Source organism: Ruegeria sp. HKCCD9138, assembly GCF_057220975.1.
This window is the reverse complement of sequence record NZ_JBWVAZ010000003.1, coordinates 159,321-183,092: the sequence shown is the minus strand read 5'-3', so window position 1 is coordinate 183,092 and position 23,772 is coordinate 159,321. Positions and strand designations below refer to the sequence as shown.

The following is a 23,772-nucleotide window of genomic DNA, read 5'->3' as shown; positions in this document are numbered from 1 at the left end:
AAGGTCAGCTTGGGACGCAGACGTTTGTGACTTGTTTGATCAGTGCATCCGGACGCTCGACCAGATCGAAGCGCCATCGTCTCGGGGACCAATTGTAGATACGTTCTTCGGCGGTATCATCGACAATCAGCAGACCGTGAAAGTACCATTCGGAAGTCGATTTGTAGCCGGTCTCTGTTGTGTAGAATGAAAACCCACGCAGTTGGTGCAGGGTTTCGATCGGAGAGTTTTCTGCATGTTCGGCGATGCAATAGGGTGAACCACCCGCGATCACACGTGTTTGAATAAGGATCATCGGAACGGTCAGCAAAGACCACAGCGCTGCGATAACTGACACCGCCATTCCAAGCTTTGCAAAACGTGATGGACGTACTTTTCCATCTTGCTCCGACCAGATGAGGAACCCGAACCCCAACGCCATTGTCAGGCTAAAACCATGGAGCAGTTGAGTGGTGGAAAACAGAGAAAGTACGCCAGAGGCTATTGTGAAGAAAACTCCAAGAAGAAGTGTGACGGCGAAAAGGGTATGGGCGAGAAATGTGGGAATCCCGCGCAAACCCATGAGGGTCATGGCTGAAAGGATCAAAGGCACCGCAGGCGCGATCCAGACCACAAGATACATGGCCTGTATCCAAAATTCGAAAGTTCCGAAGGAATAGTTCGGCTCGACGGCATTTCGATCCAAAGGCTGGAAATAGGCCAAAACGATCAGGGCAGCGTAGCCGCAGAATAGGTATTTGGGATTCAATTTGAACTGAATCTGAAAAACTCTGGTAAAGAAAGCGGAGTGATAAGATTGACCGCCCGCCATTGGGCGAGCGGCCAGCCTATTTGTTAGATCAAGCTCAGCGCCGCCGATCCCGGCGCGAGCTCATCGGCTGGAACGCCACGCCCACATGCGCTTCGCAATAGGGTTTGCCCGCCTCAACCGGCAGGCCGCAGAACCAGAAATCCTCGGTCGCGGGGTCGCCTACGGGCCATTTGCAGGTTTTCTCGGTCAGCTCCATCAGCGTCAGTTTTTTGGCCTTTTTCTCGACCTCGTTGACCTTGGCCAGCGCCTCGGGGCTGATTTCATTCGCCGAAGGCTGCGGCGGCAAAGGTTGCCCCGCCGGGATGATCTGGCGGCGGGCCGGCATGGCCGGCTTGGCTTCGGGCGCCGGGGACGGGCGGGCAGGTTCCGTCTTGGGCGTGGGCTTTGGCTTGGCTTCGGCCTTGGGAGCGGGTGCCGGTTTCTCTTTGGGTTCGGACTTGGCCGGGGTCGCGCCGGTTGCGCGGTTCGACAGGCCGAGGCGGTGCACCTTGCCGATTACGGCATTGCGGGTCACCCCGCCCAGTTCCTTGGCGATCTGGCTGGCCGACTGGCCCTCGCCCCACATCTTCTTCAGCAGTTCTACGCGCTCGTCAGTCCAGGACATCATTTGCCTTTCAAAAGCGGAAAGCGGCCCCGGATTCGGGCCGCCTTGGGAATTCGTCTCAGCCCCCTATTCTAATCACTGCGGCCCGAGTTACAAGCGGTCTTCGAATCAGGTAAGGGGCAGAACATGCAGATTCACACAGAACACGACCCGCGCCGTTTCGGAGCAGTTAACTGGATGGGCCTCTACACGCTGGGCCAACGCGAAACTCTGCGCTTTCTGGCGGTCTGGACGCAGACTTTGCTGGCCCCGCTGGTGACGGCGGGATTGTTCCTGCTGATCTTCAATATCGCCATCGGACCGGGTCGCCCGGATGTAATGGGCGTACCGTTCCTGACTTTTCTGGCACCGGGCATCATGATGATGACAGTGATACAAAACGCCTTTGCCAATACCTCGTCCTCGATGGTGATCGCCAAGGTGCAAGGCAATATTGTCGACACGCTTATGCCGCCGCTGTCTCCGCTGGAGATCCTGCTGGGCTATCTTGCCGGTGGCATAGTTCGTGGCGTTATGATTGCCCTCGTCGTCGCCATAGCGCTTGCACTCACACTGGGCCTGATTCCACAGCACTTTGTCATAGCATTGGTTTTTGTGGTCCTGGGTGGCGCTTTCATGGGGGCGTTGGGCTTGTTTGCGGGGATCTTTGCCAACAAGTTCGACCAGATGGCGGCGATCACCAACTTCATTGTGACACCGTTGGCGTTTCTGTCAGGAACCTTTTATTCGGTCGAGGCCCTGCCACCCATTCTGAACCGGTTGAGCCACATAAACCCGGTCTTCTACCTGATCGACGGTCTGCGCTATGGCATGATCGGGGTATCCGACAGCTCGCCCTATCTGGGTATGGTGGTGTGCAGCGGTGCGACCCTGCTGGTTGGGGCCGCAACCTGGCAGATGCTGCGGACCGGGTATCGGCTCAAAGTGTAAGCCTATGCCTCGGCCAGCGCCCCGGGCTGAAACGCGATCCGGGGCTTTCCCAGACGGGGATGCAGCCGCGCGGCGATTGCCCAGGCCCCGAAGAGGGCGAAACCTCCAACCGCAAAGACACCGGCCACGGGTGTAACCAGCAGAACCAAGGATGCGACACCCGGTGTCAAAATGCCCGAGACATCGCGGTAACTGGAATAGATGGCCGACATTTCAGTGCGCTCGGACGGCTTCACGGCCATAAGGAACGGCAGCCCGGCGCAAATATCCAGTACGATCAGCCAGACCGAACCTAAAACCAATGCCGCAACCGAGGCGACGGGCCACCCGGCCAGCGCGCCCGCAACGACAAAACAAGCTCCGCAGGCGGCGAAACCCACTCGAACCGCAGTTCGCAATGACCGCCCCTGGACCCAGCGTAGAATCAGAGGGGCAACAAAAAGCATTGCGTTTGTGACCGACAAAAGGATACCGCCCAACTGCTCACCCAGCCCGTTCTCGATGGCAAAGATGGGCAGGTAGACGACGTAAATCCACCAGCCGCAGGAGCGGATCATCGCGAACAGGTATCCGGCAACCAATCTGGGCTGCGCAAAGAACCTGGGTAAAAAGGCCAGTGGATTATTGGCGGGACCACGTGCCTTGGTGATCAGTTTGCCATTACCCAGGCGCATGCGCCAGAACAGGGCCAGCATGGCGACCGCCGCAATCGCGCTGATGACGAAAGGGGCAGGGGCCCAGACCTCCATCAGCAACACGCCTGCCATCGGACCGCACGTCCATCCCATAGCGCTATAGAGCATGCGGCTGGTCTCGCACCGGCCAAGTTCGATCTTGCTGATGTAGTCCAGCACATAAGCGTTGAAGCAGACAAAGGTCACGACCGTAGCAACGGTATTCAGTGCCAAGGCTCCGACAACCGCGGCGGGGCTGCCCTCGATCGCCAGAACGGCGCCGCAAATGAACATGATGCAACCGACGGTATAAGCCCATCTGCGCGGAACAAACCGGATGATGAACGGTACCATCAACCCTGCGATCAGTGAGATGATGCCGACCAGAAAATACAGAAAGGACACTGACGATGCGTCGCCCAGCGCACGGTACATCACCAACGGAAAGACCGAGATCAGGATTCCACGCACGATGGCCTCGAACCCGGCAAGGATGCCGAAGTCGCGGACCGAAGGCGCTGGGGCGTGGCGAACCCATTCCGGGATGCGGCGTTCATGCATGGACAAACTCTCAAATCAACTGAGGCCAGATTGCACCCCGGATCAAAGCGTTCATGAGGATTTGCGACATGGGGGTCGCCCTTGGGCCAACCTCACACATTTTTTGAACTGTCAGCTCCGACCCGCGCGGGTTTCCCGCCAGACAAGGATCATTGCGCCGGTCAAAATGATGGCCGAACCCGTCAAACTGATTGCGTCCGGGATAACGTCGAACACAGCGAAGTCATAAAACGCAGCAAAGATCAGCGTCGCATAGCTGATCGGAGCCACGAATGAAGCATCCGCGCGTGCCATTCCGTTGACGAAACAGGCCTGAGCACAAGCCATCAAAACGCCAATTCCTGCCAGCGCCGCCCATTGCTCTGCAGTCGGCATCTGAAACACGAAACTCACGGCGACGGTTGCAATGGTCAGTCCCATCGCGTTGTTCACAAGCAGAATCTGGATAGGGATTTCTCGGCTTGCGAGTTTCTTGATAAAAATCAACTCCATCCCGATTACCGCTGCCGCCGTCAGGGCCAGCAAGGCCGCGGGCTGGAAACTGTCGGGTGTGGGGCGCAACAGGATCAATGCGCCGGTCAGCGCGACTGCAGCTGCAATCCAGCGCCACGGCCCGACGCCCTCTTTCAGCAACGGAATGGCCAGCACCATCGCAAAAACCGGGTTCAGAAAGGAAATCGCTGTGGCGTCGGTCATGGGTATATAAGCGACCGATGCAAACATCAGCGTAATCCCCAACCAGCCGAAACTGGTTCGACCGATATGCAACCCCCAATGCGGTCGGCTCAGACGCGGTCGCAGAATGGCGACTGCGCCGGCGATCACCAGAAAAGCGAACAGAAACCGGCCGTGGCTGATCTGCATCGGGTGCAGCGCCGGCCCCAATGTATCCGTCCCCAGCGCCTTGGCCAGCAATGTGGTCGCCGCGATGAAGGCGCTGGCGGCAAAGATCAGCCCGGCCGCGAGGGGTGGATTATGTCTCTGGGCGACAAACATGGTTCAGCGGTGCGCCAATGCAGACCAATTGGCAAGAGGCGAAAGCGCGGTCCCACTGTGAATTTTCCACTTCGTCGATTTTCAGGGTTTCCAGTCCGCACCTGCCCCGCTATACGGCGCGTCATGATCAAACACGCACATACACTGCGCCTCCGACGCCGACGCTTTTTTGCGTAACCAGCCCGTTTGATCCATTTGTGCTGTCCAAATCAGCGCAATTTCCTGCAAATCTGTTGACGAACATGGCCCTGGTGTATCACTCACAGGGCTTAATCTATCTGAAGAGGATGATCCAATGATCCCGTCCGTTCTGCCGACCTATAACCGCGCGCCCCTGACTTTCGTAAAGGGCGAAGGCGCCTGGCTGACCGAGGCGGACGGCCGACGTTTTCTGGATCTCGGCGCCGGGATTGCCGTCAACGCCCTGGGCCACGCGCATCCCGCACTGGTCGCTGCGTTGACGGAACAGGCGCATAAGCTGTGGCATGTGTCGAACCTCTATCACATTCCGCAGCAGCAGGCGCTGGCTGACAAGCTGGTGGATCATACCTTTGCTGATACAGCGTTTTTCACCAACTCAGGCACGGAATCCTGCGAGCTGGCCGTGAAAATGGCCCGCAAGTACTTCTATGACAAAGGTGAGCCCGAACGGGTCGAGATCATCACCTTCGATGGCTCGTTCCACGGTCGGTCTTCCGCCGGTATCGCAGCAGCCGGATCCGAGAAGATGACCAAAGGGTTCGGCCCGCTGTTGCCCGGTTTCGTGCATGTCACCTTTGGTGATCTGGACGGTGTTACCAATGCGATCAGTGAAAAAACTGCCGCAATTCTGATCGAGCCTGTCCAGGGCGAAGGGGGCATTCGCCCGGTGCCGGATGCGGAGCTCAAGGCCCTGCGTCAAATTTGCGACGACAATGGCCTGTTGCTGATCCTCGACGAAGTGCAATGCGGCGTCGGCCGGACCGGCAAGCTGTTTGCCCATGAGTGGGCAGGTATCACCCCCGACATCATGATGGTTGCCAAGGGTATCGGCGGCGGTTTTCCGTTGGGCGCGGTTCTGGCTACGGAAGACGCGGCCTCCGGGATGACCGCGGGCACACATGGTTCAACCTATGGCGGCAATCCGCTGGGCTGCGCGGTCGGGTGCGCCGTGATCGATCAGGTTGCCACCCCGGCCTTCCTCGAAGGGGTCAACCGCAAGGCGGGGTTGCTGCGCCAAAAGCTCGAAGGTCTGGTCGCAGAACACCCTGATGTCTTCGTAGATGTGCGCGGTGTCGGGCTGATGCTGGGCTTGAAATGCAAGGCGACCAATACCGACGTGGTGAACGCAGGTTATGACAACGAGGTTATTACCGTCCCTGCAGCTGACAACGTCATTCGTCTGCTGCCGCCGCTCAACTTGACCGAGGACGATATCGCACAAGCCATGATCCGCCTCGAAAAAGCCGCCGCGCAGGTCAAGTCCAGCCTCGCCAACGCCTGACATTCATCTTTTCCCAAATACTCCGGGGGTGTGGGGGCTGGCCCCCACCCGCCACTAGCCAAAAGCGAAACGATATGAACCACTTCCTCGACATCCACAAAACCGATGCCGCCGCATTACGGACCATGATCGATCAGGCAGGGGCGATGAAACAGGCACGCCTCGGCCGCCCGAAAGCCGCGCCCGACAATGACCAGCCTCTAAAGGACCGCATGGTCGCGCTGATTTTTGAAAAACCCTCGACCCGTACCCGGGTGTCCTTTGACGTGGGTGTACGCCAGATGGGCGGGCAGACCATGGTGCTGTCGGGCAAGGATATGCAACTGGGCCACGGCGAAACCATCGCCGACACGGCGCGCGTGCTGTCGCGCTATGTCGACATGATCATGATCCGGACGTTTGACGAGACCATCCTGACCGAAATGGCCGAATACTCGGACGTGCCCGTAGTCAACGGCCTGACCGACCGTACGCATCCCTGCCAGATCATGGCCGACGTGCTGACGTTCGAAGAACACCGCGGCCCGATCAAAGGAAAAAAGGTGGTCTGGACCGGCGACGGCAACAATGTGTGCGCCTCGTTCCTGCATGCAGCAGGCCAGTTCGGATTCGACCTGACCTTCACCGGACCAGCCCAGTTCGACCCCGAGGAAGAGTTCATGGGTTTCGCCCGTAAGAAAGGTTCGAAAATCGTGGTCGAGCGCGATCCCTTCAAGGCCGTCGAGGGCGCTGATCTGGTTGTTGCCGACACCTGGGTCTCGATGCATGATTCTCAATCGGCTAAGGAACGTCGCCACAATCTGCTACGCCCCTATCAGGTCAACGCCGAGCTGATGAGTTATGCCAAATCCGACGCGTTGTTCATGCACTGCCTGCCGGCGCACCGCGAAGAGGAGGCGACCTCCGAAGTGATGGACGGCTCCAACTCGGTTATTTTCGATGAAGCTGAAAACCGCCTGCATGCACAAAAGGCAGTGATGCGCTGGTGTCTCGGCGTCTAGTCCGGGCGCCGTCGAACACGCCATACGCGCAACTTGGCGAGCGTTCGGACGCTCGCCAACAGAACCAGAATGCACAATGCGGTCTTGGTCACGATTTCCATCGCTCCTTCGATCAGCATCGCATGGACAACGGTGCCGATGACGGTCACGGCGGCCAACGAGGTATGACCCAACCGCCACGGGCGAAACCGCAGGCGCAGTTGTCGTCGCAGAATTGCCAGCAAGGCCGCTGCAAACACTGCCCACATCGCAATGACACCCCAGGCCGAAAACGGAGTGGGCGAAACAAAAAGCAAAGCATCGATCACGTCCGGAGGGCTGGTAATCCACAGTCCGCCGACATGGATCAAAACCGCCAGAACCAATGTGCCTCCGACCCATCGGTGCAAACGTCGTGAAGTCCACTGGGAAAGTCCGGGAAGATACCCGCCCGCCAGCAATGGCTGGATCAGCAACAGGTCGAGCCCCACGATCCCGGCAAACCCGGCAGCGACATAAACACGGTCACGCCATGCAAGATATGGGCTGGCTGCGGCCGCAAGCGCAGGCACAAAGATGGCACAGAACAGAGCCGCCCAGATCAGGATAGCGCGGGTCGGGCTCATGCAGCTTCAGGTGTCACACAGGTTGCAGCACAAAATGCGCGCTGAGGCTTTTATCTCTGGCGCGCGCCATGACCGGGCGCAGGAACACAGTCTCGAACTCGCCGCTGTCATAGGCCAGATGCCCGTGTGGCTGTCCGAAGGCGGGTACGATCTGCGGCATCTCCAGTCGGAATTCCCCGTTGGCGTCGGTTAAAGTCGCCCCGTGGCTGTGTGGGTCGCGCTCGTGCCCTTCGGTTGTGTGGGCCCAGATCTGAATACGCTGGCCCGAAAGCGGCGCACCATCCCCGGCACGACGCACAGTACCTGTCATCCAGAACCCGCCACCGCCGATACGATCCACGATCGGCGCGCCGGGGCGGTAATTGTTTGATCCACCGCGCATCGAACGTGTTGGTGCGACACCGTCGGCGCGGGCAGATACCGCGACCCCGATTGCGCTGCTCGCCGAGATGACGCCAACAGCACTGATAAAGGAACGACGGGTCAGAAGAACAAGCGACATACCGGAACCTCCTATCGATCACATGCCGGGTCTATTCTCAGAAGAAGCATAGCACGTTTGTTTGGAATTCCGAGGTCGTGCGGTAATTCCGGTCACGATCATCCCTCACACTTGCGGGATACCGGCCAAAAGCAGCGCAGCGGCTTTTTATCCATCAGCAGGTCCGAGCTTTCGAACGAACTGACTGATCGAAAGTTGCCGCACGAATATTGTGCGGAAATGCGCTTTCTCCACCTTCTTTGGCCCTATATCCTGCAACTGTGAACATACTGCCACCGCTCAGGGAGAACAGGAATGAGTTGGAATCCCACCCACAATCCCGAATGCGTCTCGGAAAACTCTGTGCTGGAAACGTTGATTATTCCACGGGCTCGCGATTTGGGCGGCTTTGAAGTGCGCCGCGCGCTTCCGTCGGTCAAACGCCAGCTTGTGGGGCCATTCATCTTCTTTGACCAGATGGGACCCGCAGAGTTTATCACCGACGGCGGGATCGATGTGCGCCCGCATCCCCATATCGGGCTGGGTACGGTGACCTATCTGTATCAGGGTGAATTCGAGCATCGCGACAGTCTCGGAACCCATCAGATGATCTATCCGGGCGAGGTCAACTGGATGGTGGCGGGTCGCGGTGTCACTCATTCCGAACGCACAAGTGCCGAAACCCGCAGCAAAAGCCACAGCCTGTTCGGTATCCAGACCTGGATTGCCCTGCCCGAAGCGCACGAGGATATGGCCCCGGATTTCGAACACCACAAGCAAGGCGCCTTGCCGCATATTGAAGACATCGGTGTCAGCGCCCGTCTGATCCTGGGATCCGCCTATGGTGAGGACAGCCCCGTGAAGATGCTGTCCGAGACCTTCTATCTGGACGTGCAACTGGAGCCGGGCGCATCTTTTCCGCTGCCTGATGACCATGAGGATCGCGGCGTATATGTGACCCAAGGCTCTGTAGAAGTGGCGGGCGATCGGTTCGACGAAGGCCGTATGATGGTCTTCCGTCCCGGAGATCGACTTTCGGTCAAGGCCGGGCCACTTGGCGCGCGGCTGATGCTGTTGGGCGGTGCGACGCTGAACGAGGATCGTTACATCTGGTGGAATTTCGTATCTTCCTCGAAAGAAAAGATCGAAAATGCCACGCGCGAATGGAAGACAGCTGATTGGGCCAATGGGGCATTTCACTTGCCGCCCGGTGACGACCAGGAATTCATCCAGATCTCCGAGGAACTTGAACGCACCCGTCCGCGGCTGGCGCGATAGGCGCTGTTGCGCAACGTCATTTGATGCACAAACTTGCCAGCCAGAAGCTTGCCGGTGATCCTTCGGTTGTCAAAGGAGGGACACCATGAAAATCGTGATTGCGGGGGCCGGCAGTATCGGTTGCTTTTGCGGCGGCTTGCTGGCAACCGAAGGTCATGACGTCACTTTGTTGGGCCGGGCCCGAGTGCTGGATCCGATCCGCGCGCACGGGTTGACGATGACGGATTATTCCGGGCTTCACCGAACTCTCTCAGGCAGCCAGCTGGCATTGACGGAACAGCCGGCCAGCCTGGAAAGGGCAGACCTGATCATCGTGACGGTCAAAACCGGTGCAACGGGTGAAATCGCTGACTTAATCTCTCAATTTGCGCCCCGGGTTGCGCCCGTATTGTCATGGCAGAACGGGATGGAGAATGCTCAAATCTTGCGCCGTACCTTGCCAGATCGCGACGTGCGGGCGGGAATGGTGCCCTTCAATGTTGTGCCCACCAAAGACGCGTCATATCACCGTGCCTCGTCCGGCGACATAGTCATTGAAGGCGGGGCGGGGGCGCTGGCCGAACGCCTTTCAAGCGCCGTTTTGCCCGTCTCGGAAAGCGAAGACATCGAGGCGGTGCAATGGGGCAAGCTCGTCGTCAACCTCAACAATGCTCTGAACGCCCTGTCGGGGTTGACTTTGCAAAAGCAACTGCTGGACCGGGACTGGCGACGTCTGATGGCCGATCAGATGGCCGAGGCGCTTTCGGTCCTCAAATCCGCTGGGCATCCCATCACCTCGACCACTCCTTTGCCTGCATGGATGACACCTCATATCCTGCGCCTGCCGACATCTCTGTTTTCTCGTATTGCGGCCCGGATGCTCACCATTGACCCCAGCGCCCGGACTTCGATGGCCTATGACCTGATGGCGGGGCGTCCAACGGAAATCGACAGTTTGCAAGGAGAGATTATTCGACTGGGCATGAAAACGGGGACACCGACTCCGATCAGTCGCCGTGTGGCCGGCCTAATACGGCAAGCCCCGGCCTCGCCCTTGACCGTCGGACAAGTCAGGCAGTAGCTGCTGTAAATTCCGTATTAATTGAAAGCCGTCAGCATCCAGAAAATCACGCCGGACATGACGGCCGCTGCGGGCACTGTCACGATCCAGGCTGCGACAATGGTCATGAAGTGAGACCGGCGTACCAGTTTGCGCCGCCGGTGTTCCTCTTGGGCCAAGCGCATGTCCACAGGCCGCTGAAGGTTCAAGCTTTTCCGGCGACGATCGGCGTGCCATTCCCGGTAGAATCCGACGCCGAATACCGCGCCAACGGCGATGTGGGTCGAACTGACCGGCAGCCCCAGCCAACTGGCGACGATGACTGTGATCGCAGCGGACAATGCGACGCAAAAGGCGCGCATCGGGTTCAGCTTGGTAATCTGGCTGCCCACCATCCGGATCAGCTTGGGCCCGAACAGGAACAAACCGAAGGAAATACCAAATGCGCCGATGACCATTACCCAGGTGGGAATGGTGACCTTGGCGGCAAAGTCGCCAAACTCTGCCGCATGGACGATTGCGGCCAAAGGCCCAACCGCATTTGCCACATCATTGGCCCCGTGCGCAAAGCTCAGGAATGTCGCAGAGATCACCAGTGGTAGGCCGAACAACGTCTTGAGCGACCGGGTGCGGTTTTCCAATCCTTCCGACCTGCGGCGTACCCACGGAACGGTGACAGCCCATACCAAGGCGCCCGCGCCGAGCCCGATCAACAATGCCATCTCAAGTTCGATCTTTATGATGCGCTTGAAGCCCTTGACCGCCAGGTAGGTGGCAAACGCTCCGGCCATGAAAGCCACCAGAATGGGCACCCAGCGGCGCGCCGCGGCGATCTTGTCGTCCTGATATTGAATCTTGGCCTTCACCAGCGCCAGAAACAGGGCGGCGATGACGCCACCAAGAACCGGAGAAATCACCCAGCTTGCGGCAATCGCACTCATCGTGCTCCAATCGACCGCGCCAAGTCCCGCAGCAGCGACACCGGCGCCCATCACACCACCCACGACCGAGTGGGTGGTGGAAACCGGAGCCCCGATCCATGTTGCCAGATTGACCCACATAGCGGAAGAAATAAGCGCCGCCATCATGGCCCATATGAACACGTTGGTGTTTTGTACCGAGGCCGGGTCGATAATGCCCTTTGATATGGTCGAAACCACATCGCCACCTGCCAGCAACGCACCCGCACTTTCGGCGACGGCGGCAATTGCAATCGCACCCGCCATGGTCAGCGCGTTCGCGCCCACTGCAGGCCCCATGTTGTTGGCGACGTCATTGGCGCCGATGTTGATGGCCATATATGCGCCAAACGCAGCCGCTGCGACCACGATCAGACTGCCATCTGCCCGGTCGAACAAAATTGCCGCCACTAATCCGGCCAGAGCGATGAACGCCAAGGCAATCCCCGGCGCCAGCAACGGGCGCGAGACGTACGCATTTGCACGCTCAACGTTCGTAATGCGGTGCAGGTCGTTGTCCAGCGCCTGCCAGCGTGTTTTGGACGGAGTCTCGGGCATTGTTTTCATGCACAACTGGTTTGAAACTGCGCGCTACCGCCTTAAGCTCGCCGGGGCAAGGCCGCTGTCACAAAAGTGATACAAAACTGTTACATTTGCAGGAGTAAATCGCGCAATTCGGGCTCTTCGACCCGTTCCGCGGCTTTTTCGGGGGAGAACCAACACCGTTTTCGTTGATGAGCCTCGGGAAAGTCCTCTGCCAGTTCGGCGACATCGATGTGATATACCCAAGTCAGCACAGGCTGAGCCGAGCCATCCTTGAGGATTTTGTTGTAGCTGAACTGGCCCATCGGTTCCGCGTCGATCGATCTGGCGCGTACCCCGGCTTCTTCCCAGGCTTCCTGGCGTGCCGTTCCCGCACCGTCCAGCCCGTCGATTGGCCAGCCTTTCGGGATGATCCAACGCCCGGTATCCCGGCTTGTGATCAGTAAAACTTCGCGCCGCCCGCCGTTGTTTCTTGTGCACAGCGCTGCGCATTGCACCCTATGCGGGCGCAAGAAAAGCGGTCTTGCCACTTCTTCCCATATGTTTCGCAGCCAGTGTGACATGTTCAGCCTGTTTGGCCTCCTTCGGAGTGCCGGGTTGATACCATTTAATCATACATCCCGGATATCTCAATGTATTCACCCGGAATTGCAGGAATTTGCCCTAAAACGGCAGGATTTTTGAAGATTTGCGCCAAGAAAGGCGGAGCTCGCCAGAATTAACAGGCTTTTCGGTCAGCGACCCCTTCGTTTGGCCCGCAATGTGGGGTCGGCCTTCGTCGGGTCTTCGGGCCAGGGGTGTTTTGGGTACTGCGCGCGCATGTCCTTGCGTACATCCGCGTAAGACCCCGCCCAGAACCCCGGCAGATCACGGGTAATCTGGATCGGACGCTGCGCCGGGGACAAAAGCGTGATCTTCAATGGCTCGCCGCCCACGACGGGATGCTTTGTGACACCGAAAACCTCCTGCAAACGCAAGGCGATTTCGGGCACCGCACCGCCATATTCAATCGGTACTTTCCGGCCCAGTGGCGTCTCGAAGGCACCGGGTGCACGGCGATCCAGCTCCTGTGTCTGTGCCCAGTTCAGCCGGGCACGCAGCGCGGGCAGCAGGTCGAACCGCTTCCAGTCATCGGCGTTGCGAACGCCCGAGAGCATCGGCAGCAGCCAGTCCTCCAGTTCAGCCATCAATCCCGCGACCGAAAAATCGGGCAAGTCCACACCCTCGGCGCGAACCAGCTCGACCCGTGCCGCCAACCGGGCGGCGGCCCCGTCCAGACGCAGGCCCAGATCCCGGACACCATCCATCATGGCCATCGCGACAGTGGCGTCCGGGACGCCTTTCCAGATGCGGTCACTCAGTGTGATTGCTCCGAACCGTTCTTGTTGGCGGGCCACCACCCGCCGCTCGCGCTTCGACCAGTCGCAGCTGTCAACCCATTCGATCTGGTCAGCAAACAAGTCTCGTATTTCCCGTTCCGAGATTTGTACGGCCATCCTGACCCGTGCCTCGCGGGGGTTTCCGTCGGTGTCGGTGGCGACCAGATATGGGGAACCGGCCAGCGTATCGTCGCTGTCCAGCACGACGCCTTTGCCACCTGACAGAACATAGCGGGGCAGATCGCCCTTTCGGCGTTGCCCTATCCGGTCCGGGTAAGCCAGTGCCGCCATGGCTGCCGGGCTCAGATCATCCTGTTCGCCCCTGACCTGAGACTGCAATCGCCTGGCTTCAGTGTTGATCCTGTCAACCGCGTTGGGGTTGACCTGCCAGGGTCGGCTGCGCTGGAATGCGCGCTTGTCCCGTAAAGCCTCCAATCGAAGCGCCAAGTCAGTGGGTGCGCCTTTCAGCGGATCACGCTCCGCCATCAGTGCTGCGAGCGGTGCCGCGTTGGCACCGGCGCGCACCATCATGTGCCCAAGCCTGGGGTGAAGCGGCAATGCTGCCAAGGCGCGACCATGCTCCGTAATCCGTCCCTTCTGGTCCAGCGCGGCCAGCATGTTCAGCAGGGTCCGGGCCTCTGCCAAGGCACCTTCGGGTGGCGCAGTCAGAAAGGCCAGATCCTGCGGTTCAGCCCCCCACAAGGCCAGTTCCAAGGCCAGACCCGTCAGATCGGCCGCTTCAATCTCAGCCGGAGGAAAAGCGGCCAGCGCGCCGTCCTCACCCTTTGACCACAGTCGATAGCAAGTTCCTTTGGCGACTCGCCCGGCGCGGCCTGCGCGCTGCGTCGCCTCGGCGCGCGTGACCCGCTCGGTCACTAGCCGTGACATGCCCGAGCCCGGATCGAACCGCGCCCGTCGAGCCTGCCCCATGTCCACCACGACCCGGACGTCCGGTATGGTCAGCGAGGTCTCGGCAATTGATGTTGCCAGCACGACCTTGCGGCCTTCCTGAACCGGCGCGATCGCGGCCCGTTGCGCGGCAAAGGGCAGAGCGCCGAACAGAGGGCGAATTGAGCAGTTTTTTGGCAGCCGGTTGGTCAGTGTCGCTTCGGCCCGGCGAATTTCACCTTCGCCAGGTAGAAAAACCAGCACGCCGCCGCCAGCGTTTCGCGTTTCCCGCTCGGCCTCTACGGCCAGATCGACCAGCGCGTCCAGCCGTCGGGCCTGTGCACTCAAAGGACGCTCAAGCCAGTGTGTTTCGACGGGAAAGCTGCGACCCTCGGACGTTACCAGTGGCGCCTGCATCAATTGTCCGACGGGCTCAGCATCCAGCGTTGCCGACATCGCCAGCAGGATCAGATCGTCCCGCAATGCGCCCGCCACTTCGAGGCAAAGTGCCAGCCCCAGATCTGCATTCAGGGACCGTTCGTGGAACTCGTCGAAAATAACTGCTGCTACACCGGGCAAATCCGGGTCGGCTTGCAGCATTCTGGTCAGGATGCCTTCGGTCACGACTTCGATCCGGGTGGATTTCGATACTTTGGCCTCACCTCGCACCCGGTAACCAACGGTCTGGCCGACGGGTTCACCCAGAGTTTCCGCCATCCGCTCTGCAGCAGCTCGTGCAGCCAGCCGTCGGGGTTCCAGCATCACGATCCGACCGCGGCACAGGCCAGCTTGCAAAATCTCCAGCGGCACCCGCGTCGTCTTGCCCGCACCGGGCGGCGCCTGCAATACCGCCCTGCCATGGGTGCGCAGAGCGTCCAATAATTCGGGTATGGCGTCATCGATGGGCAAGCGGGTCGTCATGCGCGCTTTATCCGTCATCACATCACCGCCGTCCAGTTCCGCTGTGGCTGTGTAGTTTGGGCAGCGTGTATGTCTTGGCTTTTCCAATGGATCCGGCCCGCCAGCCGCAAATGCGTGCTAGTGACACATGAGATCGCTCCGTGGCCATCCGGGGCTGGACAAATCAGCCAGAGGGGCTGCAAGTAGGCATGCCGTTAGAATTTGAGGTTGAAATGGACACAGGCAGCCTTGGTGACAGGATCTTGAATGGGGACCGGCGCGCTTTGGCGCGGGCCATCACGCTGGTCGAAAGCGGGCGCGCTGATCACCGCGCGCAGGCGACTGCGTTGCTCGATCAGCTGTCGGGATCCGGACGGCAGGCGCTGCGCATTGGCTTGTCCGGCACACCGGGTGTTGGAAAATCCACGTTCATCGAAAGCTTCGGTATGATGCTGACGGGGCAGGGGCTACGCGTTGCGGTGCTGGCCGTCGATCCCAGCTCGGCCCGTTCCGGAGGGTCGATTCTTGGCGACAAGACCCGGATGGAGCGCCTGAGTCGCGAGAAAAACGCCTTTATCCGCCCGTCCCCCAGCCAAAGCCATCTGGGCGGGGTTGCGCGCCGTACGCGTGAGGCCATCGCGCTGTGCGAAGCTGCAGGCTTCGATGTCGTGCTGATCGAAACAGTCGGTGTCGGCCAGTCCGAGACAGTGGTGGCGGAAATGTCTGACTTGTTCCTGCTGCTGCTGGCCCCGGCCGGCGGGGACGAGTTGCAGGGCGTCAAGCGCGGCATAATGGAAATGGCCGACATGATCCTGATCAACAAGGCCGACGGTGATCTGAAATCGACGGCGACCCGAACCTGTGCCGACTATGCCGGGGCGCTGCGCCTGTTGCGGAAACGCCCGCAGGACCCCGACGGGTTTCCCAAGGCGATGACTGTCTCAGCTGTTGAAGAGCACGGGCTTGAACAAGCCTGGGAAGAAATGCAGAGCCTTGCAACCTGGCGGCGTGAAAATGGCCACTGGACGCAAAACCGGGCCGTTCAGGCGCAATACTGGTTTGAGCAAGAGGTCCGTGCTGCCTTGCTGGCCCGCCTGTCGACCGCACAGGCCCGCGCAGATCTGGAGCGGCTGGGTGACGAGGTCCGAGCCGGGCAACTTAGCCCTTCTGCGGCAGCAGAGCGAATGCTCGGCAGGTTGAGAGACGCCTGAGTTTTCTGCTGGCTATAGGTATTCCCGCGTCCGATCTGCTGATTAATGTGCGATTCAGCTAAAGGTTGAGTCAGCCTGTCGATTTGTGCAAGAATCGATGATGTAGCAGAAAGTAATACGTCTGACCGCAGCCGACGGAGCCGTCACCCATGCCCAATATCAACGGGACTAATGGCAATGACGATATCGATGTCACAAATGACAACGGTACCCTGAACGGGACGCCGCAGGGAACGCCCATAGACAATGTCCGGGGGCGCGGTGGCAACGATCAGATCGATGTCACGAACAGCACTATCAGCAACAACGTCCTAGGCAATGCCGGAAGCGATGCGATCACGGTCACAGACAGCACCGTCGATGGCCGCGTTGGGGGCGGGTCGGGTTCGGATACGGTTACTGTTACCGGTTCGACGGTCGGCGAAATTCGGCTTGGAAACAACGATGACACGCTGAACTTCAGCAGCACGGACGTAACGGGCGATATTCGCGGCGGCAACGGAACCGATACGCTCAACCTGCCGGCCGGTACTGTCATCACCGACAATACCTTTGGAACGATCACCGTACAGGCGGGGGTTAGTTATTCTCTGTCCAGCGGATCATTCACGCTGCCGTCAGGAAAAACAGCGACTTACACCACCTTTGAAAACGGAACCGGATTTCCCTGTTTCACGTTCGGGACCAAAATTAAGACGCAGGAAGGCTCGGTTCCGATACAGGACCTCGCGACCGGTGATCTCATTCCCACCCTGGGCTGCGGATTGTGCCCCATCCGCTGGATCGGGCGTCGCCGATTGGACGCGCAGACGCTCGGCGAGAATCCAAAGCTTTTGCCAGTGCGCATCGTTGCAGGGGCGCTGGGCAAGGGGTTGCCACATCGCGATCTGCTGGTTTCCCGGCAGCATCGCATGCTGGTGCAATCGAGAATAGCGCAACGCATGTTTGGTACGACCGAAGTGCTGATCCCGGCAATAAAGCTCACCGCTCTGCCGGGTATTTTTGTCGATGAGAGCGTGGAAAGCGTTGAGTACTTCCACCTGCTTTTCGATCGGCATCAAGTGATTTTTGCCGAGAACGCTCCGACCGAGAGCCTGTACACCGGACTCGAAGCGATGAAGGTGCTCAACATGGCTGCACGGCGTGAAATTCTGGCAATTTTTCCCGAACTGGCGCGCCTGGACTATCGGGCAGATCCCGCGCGACTCATTCCACATAACAGGCAGCAGGCGCAGTTGGTTGCGCGACATCTGAAAAACAACAAACCGCTGTTGCAGGCGCATGTATCGCGGGACGGTGGGGTTCATAAGAACACCGTAAAGAATTCGCAGCATCCGACTTGACCCTTCGGGCGATTCCCACTACACGCATCCAACCAGTTTTCGGGCGCGACTTCGGGTTGCGCCCCTTGTGATTTGGCCGAGGGCACTATGCCCGGCCACCAGAAACAAAGGAAGAAACCATGTCGCGCCGTTGCGAACTGACCGGAAAAGGCCCGATGACTGGCAACAATGTCAGCCACGCCAACAACAAAACCAAGCGTCGCTTTCTGCCCAACCTGAACGACGTCACACTGCAGTCGGAAACCCTGGGCCGTGGCGTCAAGCTGCGCATCTCGGCGGCTGCCCTGCGCTCGGTTGACCACCGCGGTGGTCTGGACGCATTCCTGGCCAAAGCCAAGGACGAAGAGCTGTCCGCGAACGCGTTGAAAGTGAAGAAGGAAATCGCCAAGGCTCAAGCCTCGGCCTAAGCCTTACTTCTTTTCGAGGAATTCAGCCCTGCACCCAGCGGTGCGGGGCTTTTCGTTTTTGCAGGCAGCGCGTTAAAACCGGAACATACGAATTAATATTAATTCGTGATCTACGGTGAAATTGTTCACATAACGCCTGTTGAATGTGAGTTATGTTTGCTCGTATTTTCAACTGGCGGAGACATTTCAATGCCTACCAAAGTCTTTGATTTCCTGACTCTGCTACCCGCACTTCTGGGTAAAACCATCAGCGCGTGCACCCGGATGCAACGGCGAGTCAATCGGCAGCACAACAGCCTGAATGTCGAAAATGTAAAACGCCCCGGGCTGGACCACTGACGCAACGCCGCAGGCGCGCGATCAGTGCTTGAAGCCCGGGAATTTCCCAACCTATATCTCAGATCACCATGACGACTGCGTATCGAATTTTTCTGCCAGTGATCTTGTCTTTGCTGGTCATTCTGACCGGTCAGGGGGTCGCCGCTTCACGCGGGGTCGACCGAGCCGTCGGCCAGATGGTTCTGTGCACCGGAACCGGCCCTGTCGTTGTCTACATGGACGAAGATGGTCAACCGACCGGCGCTCCTCATTATTGTCCGGACTACGCGCTGTCGCTTCTGGGCGCGGTTCTTGCCTCGCTGACTGACCTGCCACACGCGCCCAACCAGACGCCGCACGAAAAACCACAACGCGTCAATGGTCTGATCGCCGCACCGGTTCCGCAGACGCCGGCCCGGGCGCCTCCTGTTGCTGTCTGATTCCCTGCACAATCTTCAGACAATGTACTTAGGAGAGGCATGATGTCCTTCAAATCCAGAATTCTGGCCACTCTGGCCGCTGCAACGCTTGCGACTACCGCTTTGGCCGGAGGAGATATCAAGGTGGATGACGCCTATGCCCGGTCGTCCGGTCAGAATGCCAAAGCAGGCGGGGCGTTCATGGTGATCGTCAACGAAGGCGAAACAGATGACCGCCTGATCAGAGCAACATCGGATGTCGCCGCTCGGGTCGAGTTGCACACCCACAAGATCGATGAGAATGGCGTCGCCAAGATGGTCCATGTCGAGGAAGGCTTCGTGATCCCCGCGGGCGAGAGCCACAAGCTGAAACGCGGCGGCGATCACGTGATGTTCATGGGGCTGACGCAGCCTTTCGAGCACGGCGCACTTGTGCCAGTGACGCTGATCTTTGAGCAGGCGGGCGAAGTTCAGATCGATATTCCCGTCGATCTGGAACGTCACGACGCCGGGGCGCATTCCAACTAAGGCGATGCCCGTCTTCGGGCCGCAAGCGGCCTTCATCCATGCGTCAGACCGGGCAATGCCCGGTCTGTTGCGTTACCGGTTGATGGTGCGCATGGCCAAACGGTCGCCGGCGCTTTTGAACCTGGCGGCGAGGAAAAACATAACCACTGCAATGGCAAGGGCCGAAAACGCGATGGCCCATCCCAGAGCGACCAGGCCACTTCCGGGCCAGAAGATCAGCACCAATCCGATCACCAGCGCCACTATGCCCGAGTTTCGCACTGTCGCCCGTTCCGGATCCCGCTCATGCATCTGGGACAAGGCCATCAGCGAGCCGATAGCCATGATCAGCGCCCAGGCACCCAACAGGAAGAACGCCAACCGGGCCGCGCCCTCGGGCCAGATCAGCAACACCAGTCCGATCAGAACCGCTCCGACCCCGACGCCGCCGATCAAGCCACGGCGACCGAAGCCCAGCAGCGTCAGGCCACCGTCGAGAACCAGCAGCAACCCCACCAGCCGCAGCAGCAAAGAAATGCTGCCGGTGGGCCAGAACAACGCCGCAATGCCCACCAAGACGGCCAAAACTCCACGCAACAGGAATGTCCACCAAAGGTTCGCAAGGTTATCACTCAGCGCATCGCGCGACCGGATGCTGCCGTCATCAAGGATTTCACCGCTTTTTGTATCTGGTTCTGTCATAACGCACTTTCGATAAGAGTTGGGTGCAGCATAGACGACAGATTCCTCGTCTGTCTGCTGATTTCGATGTCATCGCTGCCCGAGTAGCCCATCCACCCAGCGTGGGACGGTTTCGGTGGCCGGGCCGAACAGTGTTTCATCAAAGCTGGACACTCCGACCGAGGGTTCAAGGTTTAACTCGACTGTCTGAGCGCCCGCCGCGATGGCCTCGTGCACGAAAGCTGCCGCGGGGTAGACCTGACCAGATGTACCGATGGCGGCAAAGATCCGGGCCTCGGCCAGATGATCATAGATTTCGTCCATGCGATAGGGCATCTCGCCGAACCAGACAACGTCGGGCCGGGCCGTTGGTGCGCGGCACGATGGGCAGGTTTCATCCACCGCCATTTCGGGCGGCGCGGGCCAGCGATGACCACAAGCCGCACATAATGCACCAGCAAGAATGCCGTGCATGTGGATCACACCTTTGGCCCCGCCGGCCTCGTGTAGCCCGTCGACGTTTTGCGTGACAATGATGACGTCGCCCGGCCAGTCCCGCTGCAGTCGAGCCAGCGCGACATGAGCCGGGTTGGGCTGCGCCTTTGCCGCATGAACTCGCCGCGCGTTGTAAAAACCGTGCACCAGTGCCGGATCGCGGGCGAACCCTTCGGGCGTGGCGACATCCTCGATCCGATGTTGCGCCCACAAACCGCCTTCATCGCGGAATGTGCTCAAACCGCTTTCTGCCGAGATTCCGGCTCCGGTCAGGATGACGATCTTTTCCATCGACGCCTCGCGCGCTAAACCCTTGATCCATGACACACCGTATCCTTTTCGTCTGTTTGGGCAACATATGCCGATCTCCCGCTGCGGAAGGCGCCTTTCGAAGCCTTGCGCCGCATCATGACATCGACAGTGCCGGGACGTCGGGCTGGCATATCGGGAGCCCGCCGTACGGTCCGATGCTAAAGGCGGCACAGGCTCGGCGTATCGACCTCAGCGATCTGAGGGCGCGGCAATTCACTGCGGCGGATTTCGATCGGTTCGACATGATCATCGGGATGGACGCCAACAACATCGCCGACATCGAGCAACTGCGCCCAAGGGGCAACGAAACGCCCGTGTGCCTGTTAACCGATTTCGCGCAACACACCGGTGCTGACCATGTCCCCGACCCCTATTACACGCGCGATTTCGAAGGCGCGCTGGACCTGATTCAAGCAGCAGCTGCAGGGCTCGCGGCACACTTGGACACTTAACCCAACACCTTCAGGCGTCCGTCCAGCCATGGCACCTGCGCAATGGCCGGGTCAATGATCTGGCTCTGCATGAGCCGCCGGATCATCTCTGCCACCTCTTGCGGGACCTGATCGGACCAGTCGGTGCGGGTAAACAGTGAAATCGTGCGCGAGAACTCTCCGAACGGAGCAGGATGCACATCCATTCCGTCGTGAAAGCGTGCCGCCCGCATATAACCCAGCGGCGTAGTGATCGCCCAGCCCAAACCGCGCGCCACCATCGCCATCAGCGCCAGGTGCGAACCGATTTCGAATCGTTCCTCGAACTCCAACTGCTGTCGCGCCAGATGGCTTTCGATCTGGCGGCTGATCAATTGTTCGCGGGCATAGCGCAGAAAGGGCAGGTCTCGCATGGCATTTTCCACACCTTTAGGAGCCACCAGAATAAACGGATCCTGCACCAGAGGGTATTCAACAACGCCCTCCAATACCTCGCCGCTATGAGCAGAGACGGCCAGATGCAAGCGTTGTGACTCCAGCTCCTCGAATATCTCGAGGCTGGGCAGTGTTATCAGCTTGAATTTCGACCGGGTCAGGCTGTCGGCCAGCATCGTCGCCAGGCGCGGTGTCAGGTCGTTGTCGAAATCGTCGATCAATCCGATGGACAGGGTTGTCAGATGACCCAGATCCATCACGGTCAGTTCGCTCTGGGCCATCTGCAGCTCGGCCAGAACAGCTTCGGTTCTAGCCAGAAAGCTGCGCCCGGCCTGCGTCAGACGCATCGGACGGCGACCGTGATCCACCAATTCAGTGCCCAAAGCGTTTTCCAGATTGCGCAATTGTTGAGACACCGATGGCTGACTGAGCCCCGTGATCTCGGCGGCTTGTGCCACCGATCCCGTCCGCGCCAGAGCTTCGAACACTTCGAGCCCGCGCAGGGTCAGCCCTTTCATCACCATAAGATACACCTTTCACTGCGCCATTTCTGAGGCGCAGCAGGCATCACGTCAAGGATTGTGAGCGGCTCAGTTGCAGATCGCCTGCGCCATCTGGCCAAAGTTCTGATACCGATCCCACAGCGCATCATCGCGCGCGGTCTGCGACATTTTCAACTCCTGCGCCTGATGGGGGTCGGTGAACCATTTGGCAACGGTTTTCTGATCGCTGCGGGTGAGCGCCTGATTGGCCACCCGCTGAATACAACTGCACCGCGCCCGCGTCGCTGCCTGGCGGTCGGACGCCAGACACGCTTGTTTGATTTTGGCCGCCTCCGCGACCTGCGGAACCACTGCTGTCAGTGATGTTGCACAGAATGCGATAAAAAGGAGCTGTTTCATGCCCTTGCCTCGTTTTTGCCTGCCCGGAGAGATCTGGTGCCCCTCTCGGTCTGCGCGGAAGTATGAATCAAACAACCCGCTGGATCAATGGACAAGATTGTTCGTATCAAGAATGCAGCTTCCCGACGTTTCAAGGATGGTCTGGCTGTTTTCGTTGATGTCGAAATGCGCCCCGCAAGCTCTGGAAAGAACAAGCTGTCGGGATTTGATTGATCAACCGAAGTGGATGCCAGAAGGCTTTCTGACGCGGCACCATTGGCCCGGACGATACTGTGATGGTCCAGCAGGAAGTGATGATAACGCGTTGCTTTGTCATCAGAAAGGGACGCGACCCCTGCATCAACGAGACTAATGGCGGGTACAAAAACCTCGGGCGCGGCAAAAAGCAACTCGGCCTGAGGATGGGAGATCAACATCCTGTGCTGTTGCGAAACTCGCAGAGGCGCAAAATTGGACAGGACGTTTGCGGCGATGTCGACCAGCCGGAACGGACCCGTCGTGACAACATCCTGTGATCCTGTCCATTGCACCGGTAAATAGCCATCGTCCAGTGTCCAAACCTTGTCACCTGGACGCAAAGCTTCGATGGGAATACACCCTTTGCCGGTTTCGATCTGCGTTCCGCTGGCATAGCAGATCGGAGTGACATACTCATTCTCGTTAAAACTTGGCCCTTCCTGCGTACCGACAACTGTTAGCGGAACGCCTGCCGGGGGGAATCCTCCTGGACCGCCAATAAAGGCGATCCCCTCGACCGTGCCGAACGCCGGGGACGAGTTATTCACATTAAATGCAACTGCCTGCCATGTATTCGTGCCATCCGTCAGCGTAATGCCATATTCGGCTTCAACTCTTGTGCCATCGCTGTACAGCGTCCCGTCTATTGTCTGGTCGCCATTCAGGCGCTGATTTCCGTCATTGTCCGCAAAGTTTGTGTCGCTACCGGCATCGGAGATGAAGACTTCTGTCGCGGCTCGCGAGTCAATTGTAATGGTCTCACCGATCAGGTGAATCCCGGTGCCCTGATTGATGCCGTCCAGCCCCTGTGGCACCGAGATCGACAACTGGCTTTCACCAAGTACAAAGATCGAATAATCGGCCAACGGTTAAATTGCTCTCTGATTAGTGGTCGGTCCGTTCGGTGCCAGCATCCTACTCATTCGCCAAAAACCGGTAAAT

At 59.1% G+C, this 23,772-nt stretch carries 26 protein-coding genes; 12 read left to right on the top strand and 14 right to left on the bottom strand.

Annotation, left to right across the window (positions count from 1 at the left end; genetic code table 11):
* Window positions 1-4: 4 nt before the first annotated feature.
* Together AC2TEL_RS06745 and AC2TEL_RS06740 are read right to left on the bottom strand one after the other, a co-directional pair.
* Window positions 5-748 carry a hypothetical protein gene (locus tag AC2TEL_RS06745; RefSeq protein WP_480902805.1) on the bottom strand — a complete coding sequence of 248 codons (744 nt, stop codon included), beginning with the start codon at window positions 746-748 and terminating at the stop codon, window positions 5-7.
* Window positions 749-845: 97 nt separating this feature from the next.
* Entirely contained in the window at window positions 846-1,415 is a 570-nt protein-coding gene (locus AC2TEL_RS06740; protein ID WP_480841423.1) for a GcrA family cell cycle regulator, read from the bottom strand.
* Between the two features lie 126 nt (window positions 1,416-1,541).
* Here AC2TEL_RS06740 and AC2TEL_RS06735 point away from each other — a divergent pair, with 126 nt between their 5' ends.
* Complete coding sequence (locus AC2TEL_RS06735; RefSeq protein ID WP_480902802.1) at window positions 1,542-2,345, top strand: ABC transporter permease; 804 nt, start codon at window positions 1,542-1,544, stop codon at window positions 2,343-2,345.
* Window positions 2,346-2,347: 2 nt separating this feature from the next.
* On the opposite strand, the gene AC2TEL_RS06730 is transcribed toward AC2TEL_RS06735, so the two are convergent.
* Window positions 2,348-3,580 (bottom strand): MFS transporter, encoded by a 1,233-nt coding sequence (locus AC2TEL_RS06730; RefSeq protein WP_480840594.1) that lies wholly within the window; start codon window positions 3,578-3,580, stop codon window positions 2,348-2,350.
* 111 nt (window positions 3,581-3,691) lie between these two features.
* Complete coding sequence (locus AC2TEL_RS06725; RefSeq protein ID WP_480902799.1) at window positions 3,692-4,576, bottom strand: DMT family transporter; 885 nt, start codon at window positions 4,574-4,576, stop codon at window positions 3,692-3,694.
* A gap of 295 nt (window positions 4,577-4,871) precedes the next feature.
* Between AC2TEL_RS06725 and AC2TEL_RS06720 the strand changes: the two genes are divergently transcribed.
* Both AC2TEL_RS06720 and argF read left to right on the top strand, forming a co-directional pair.
* Window positions 4,872-6,059 carry an acetylornithine transaminase gene (locus AC2TEL_RS06720; protein WP_480902796.1) on the top strand — a complete coding sequence of 396 codons (1,188 nt, stop codon included), beginning with the start codon at window positions 4,872-4,874 and terminating at the stop codon, window positions 6,057-6,059.
* Between the two features lie 74 nt (window positions 6,060-6,133).
* A complete protein-coding gene (argF, locus tag AC2TEL_RS06715) occupies window positions 6,134-7,060 on the top strand; it encodes an ornithine carbamoyltransferase (RefSeq protein ID WP_480902794.1) in 927 nt (308 codons plus the stop codon).
* On the opposite strand, the gene AC2TEL_RS06710 is transcribed toward argF, so the two are convergent.
* Together AC2TEL_RS06710 and AC2TEL_RS06705 are read right to left on the bottom strand one after the other, a co-directional pair.
* A complete protein-coding gene (locus AC2TEL_RS06710) occupies window positions 7,057-7,665 on the bottom strand; it encodes a ferric reductase-like transmembrane domain-containing protein (RefSeq protein WP_480902791.1) in 609 nt (202 codons plus the stop codon). The genes argF and AC2TEL_RS06710 overlap by 4 nt on opposite strands.
* Window positions 7,666-7,678: 13 nt before the next feature.
* Window positions 7,679-8,167 carry a twin-arginine translocation pathway signal gene (locus AC2TEL_RS06705; RefSeq protein ID WP_480902789.1) on the bottom strand — a complete coding sequence of 163 codons (489 nt, stop codon included), beginning with the start codon at window positions 8,165-8,167 and terminating at the stop codon, window positions 7,679-7,681.
* Between the two features lie 294 nt (window positions 8,168-8,461).
* Here AC2TEL_RS06705 and AC2TEL_RS06700 point away from each other — a divergent pair, with 294 nt between their 5' ends.
* Window positions 8,462-9,424 (top strand): pirin family protein, encoded by a 963-nt coding sequence (locus tag AC2TEL_RS06700; protein WP_480902787.1) that lies wholly within the window; start codon window positions 8,462-8,464, stop codon window positions 9,422-9,424.
* An 85-nt stretch (window positions 9,425-9,509) separates the two neighbouring features.
* Window positions 9,510-10,484 (top strand): 2-dehydropantoate 2-reductase, encoded by a 975-nt coding sequence (locus tag AC2TEL_RS06695; protein WP_480902785.1) that lies wholly within the window; start codon window positions 9,510-9,512, stop codon window positions 10,482-10,484.
* A 17-nt stretch (window positions 10,485-10,501) separates the two neighbouring features.
* On the opposite strand, the gene AC2TEL_RS06690 is transcribed toward AC2TEL_RS06695, so the two are convergent.
* The 3 genes from AC2TEL_RS06690 to hrpB form a co-directional block, all read right to left on the bottom strand.
* The gene (locus AC2TEL_RS06690; protein WP_480902783.1) at window positions 10,502-11,980 is read right to left on the bottom strand and encodes an inorganic phosphate transporter; all 1,479 of its coding nucleotides are present in this window, start codon (window positions 11,978-11,980) and stop codon (window positions 10,502-10,504) included.
* Window positions 11,981-12,069: 89 nt separating this feature from the next.
* Entirely contained in the window at window positions 12,070-12,528 is a 459-nt protein-coding gene (locus tag AC2TEL_RS06685) for an NUDIX hydrolase (protein ID WP_480902780.1), read from the bottom strand.
* Between the two features lie 171 nt (window positions 12,529-12,699).
* Window positions 12,700-15,171 carry an ATP-dependent helicase HrpB gene (gene hrpB, locus AC2TEL_RS06680; protein ID WP_480902777.1) on the bottom strand — a complete coding sequence of 824 codons (2,472 nt, stop codon included), beginning with the start codon at window positions 15,169-15,171 and terminating at the stop codon, window positions 12,700-12,702.
* A 194-nt stretch (window positions 15,172-15,365) separates the two neighbouring features.
* Between hrpB and meaB the strand changes: the two genes are divergently transcribed.
* From meaB to AC2TEL_RS06650, 6 genes are all read left to right on the top strand, one after another.
* Complete coding sequence (gene meaB, locus AC2TEL_RS06675) at window positions 15,366-16,343, top strand: methylmalonyl Co-A mutase-associated GTPase MeaB (RefSeq protein ID WP_480902774.1); 978 nt, start codon at window positions 15,366-15,368, stop codon at window positions 16,341-16,343.
* A 149-nt stretch (window positions 16,344-16,492) separates the two neighbouring features.
* Window positions 16,493-17,686, top strand: a complete 1,194-nt coding sequence (locus AC2TEL_RS06670; protein WP_480840573.1) for a Hint domain-containing protein — start codon at window positions 16,493-16,495, stop codon at window positions 17,684-17,686.
* A gap of 119 nt (window positions 17,687-17,805) precedes the next feature.
* A complete protein-coding gene (gene rpmB / locus AC2TEL_RS06665) occupies window positions 17,806-18,093 on the top strand; it encodes a 50S ribosomal protein L28 (RefSeq protein WP_171094054.1) in 288 nt (95 codons plus the stop codon).
* A 189-nt stretch (window positions 18,094-18,282) separates the two neighbouring features.
* Complete coding sequence (locus AC2TEL_RS06660) at window positions 18,283-18,432, top strand: hypothetical protein (RefSeq protein ID WP_480840571.1); 150 nt, start codon at window positions 18,283-18,285, stop codon at window positions 18,430-18,432.
* A gap of 68 nt (window positions 18,433-18,500) precedes the next feature.
* On the top strand, window positions 18,501-18,851 hold the full coding sequence (locus AC2TEL_RS06655; RefSeq protein ID WP_480902772.1) for a hypothetical protein: 351 nt from the start codon (window positions 18,501-18,503) through the stop codon (window positions 18,849-18,851).
* Window positions 18,852-18,893: 42 nt separating this feature from the next.
* Window positions 18,894-19,358: a copper chaperone PCu(A)C gene (locus AC2TEL_RS06650; RefSeq protein ID WP_480840567.1), complete on the top strand. Its 465-nt coding sequence runs from the start codon at window positions 18,894-18,896 to the stop codon at window positions 19,356-19,358.
* A 72-nt stretch (window positions 19,359-19,430) separates the two neighbouring features.
* Here AC2TEL_RS06650 and AC2TEL_RS06645 read toward each other — a convergent pair whose 3' ends face one another.
* Both AC2TEL_RS06645 and AC2TEL_RS06640 read right to left on the bottom strand, forming a co-directional pair.
* The gene (locus tag AC2TEL_RS06645) at window positions 19,431-20,039 is read right to left on the bottom strand and encodes an HdeD family acid-resistance protein (RefSeq protein WP_480902769.1); all 609 of its coding nucleotides are present in this window, start codon (window positions 20,037-20,039) and stop codon (window positions 19,431-19,433) included.
* A gap of 69 nt (window positions 20,040-20,108) precedes the next feature.
* On the bottom strand, window positions 20,109-20,804 hold the full coding sequence (locus AC2TEL_RS06640) for an NAD-dependent deacylase (RefSeq protein ID WP_480903092.1): 696 nt from the start codon (window positions 20,802-20,804) through the stop codon (window positions 20,109-20,111).
* Window positions 20,805-20,833: 29 nt separating this feature from the next.
* On the opposite strand from AC2TEL_RS06640, the gene AC2TEL_RS06635 reads away from it, so the two are divergent.
* Window positions 20,834-21,277, top strand: coding sequence for a low molecular weight protein-tyrosine-phosphatase (locus tag AC2TEL_RS06635; RefSeq protein ID WP_480840563.1), 444 nt, complete (start codon window positions 20,834-20,836; stop codon window positions 21,275-21,277).
* Here the strand turns inward: AC2TEL_RS06635 and AC2TEL_RS06630 are convergent.
* The 3 genes from AC2TEL_RS06630 to AC2TEL_RS06620 all read right to left on the bottom strand — a co-directional run bounded on the left by AC2TEL_RS06630 (window position 21,274) and on the right by AC2TEL_RS06620 (window position 23,696).
* Complete coding sequence (locus tag AC2TEL_RS06630; protein ID WP_480902767.1) at window positions 21,274-22,215, bottom strand: LysR family transcriptional regulator; 942 nt, start codon at window positions 22,213-22,215, stop codon at window positions 21,274-21,276. The genes AC2TEL_RS06635 and AC2TEL_RS06630 overlap by 4 nt on opposite strands.
* A gap of 66 nt (window positions 22,216-22,281) precedes the next feature.
* Window positions 22,282-22,593, bottom strand: a complete 312-nt coding sequence (locus AC2TEL_RS06625; RefSeq protein ID WP_480840559.1) for a hypothetical protein — start codon at window positions 22,591-22,593, stop codon at window positions 22,282-22,284.
* Window positions 22,590-23,696, bottom strand: a complete 1,107-nt coding sequence (locus tag AC2TEL_RS06620) for a Hint domain-containing protein (RefSeq protein WP_480840557.1) — start codon at window positions 23,694-23,696, stop codon at window positions 22,590-22,592. The genes AC2TEL_RS06625 and AC2TEL_RS06620 overlap by 4 nt, the downstream gene beginning before the upstream one ends.
* Between the last annotated feature and the right edge of the window lie 76 nt (window positions 23,697-23,772).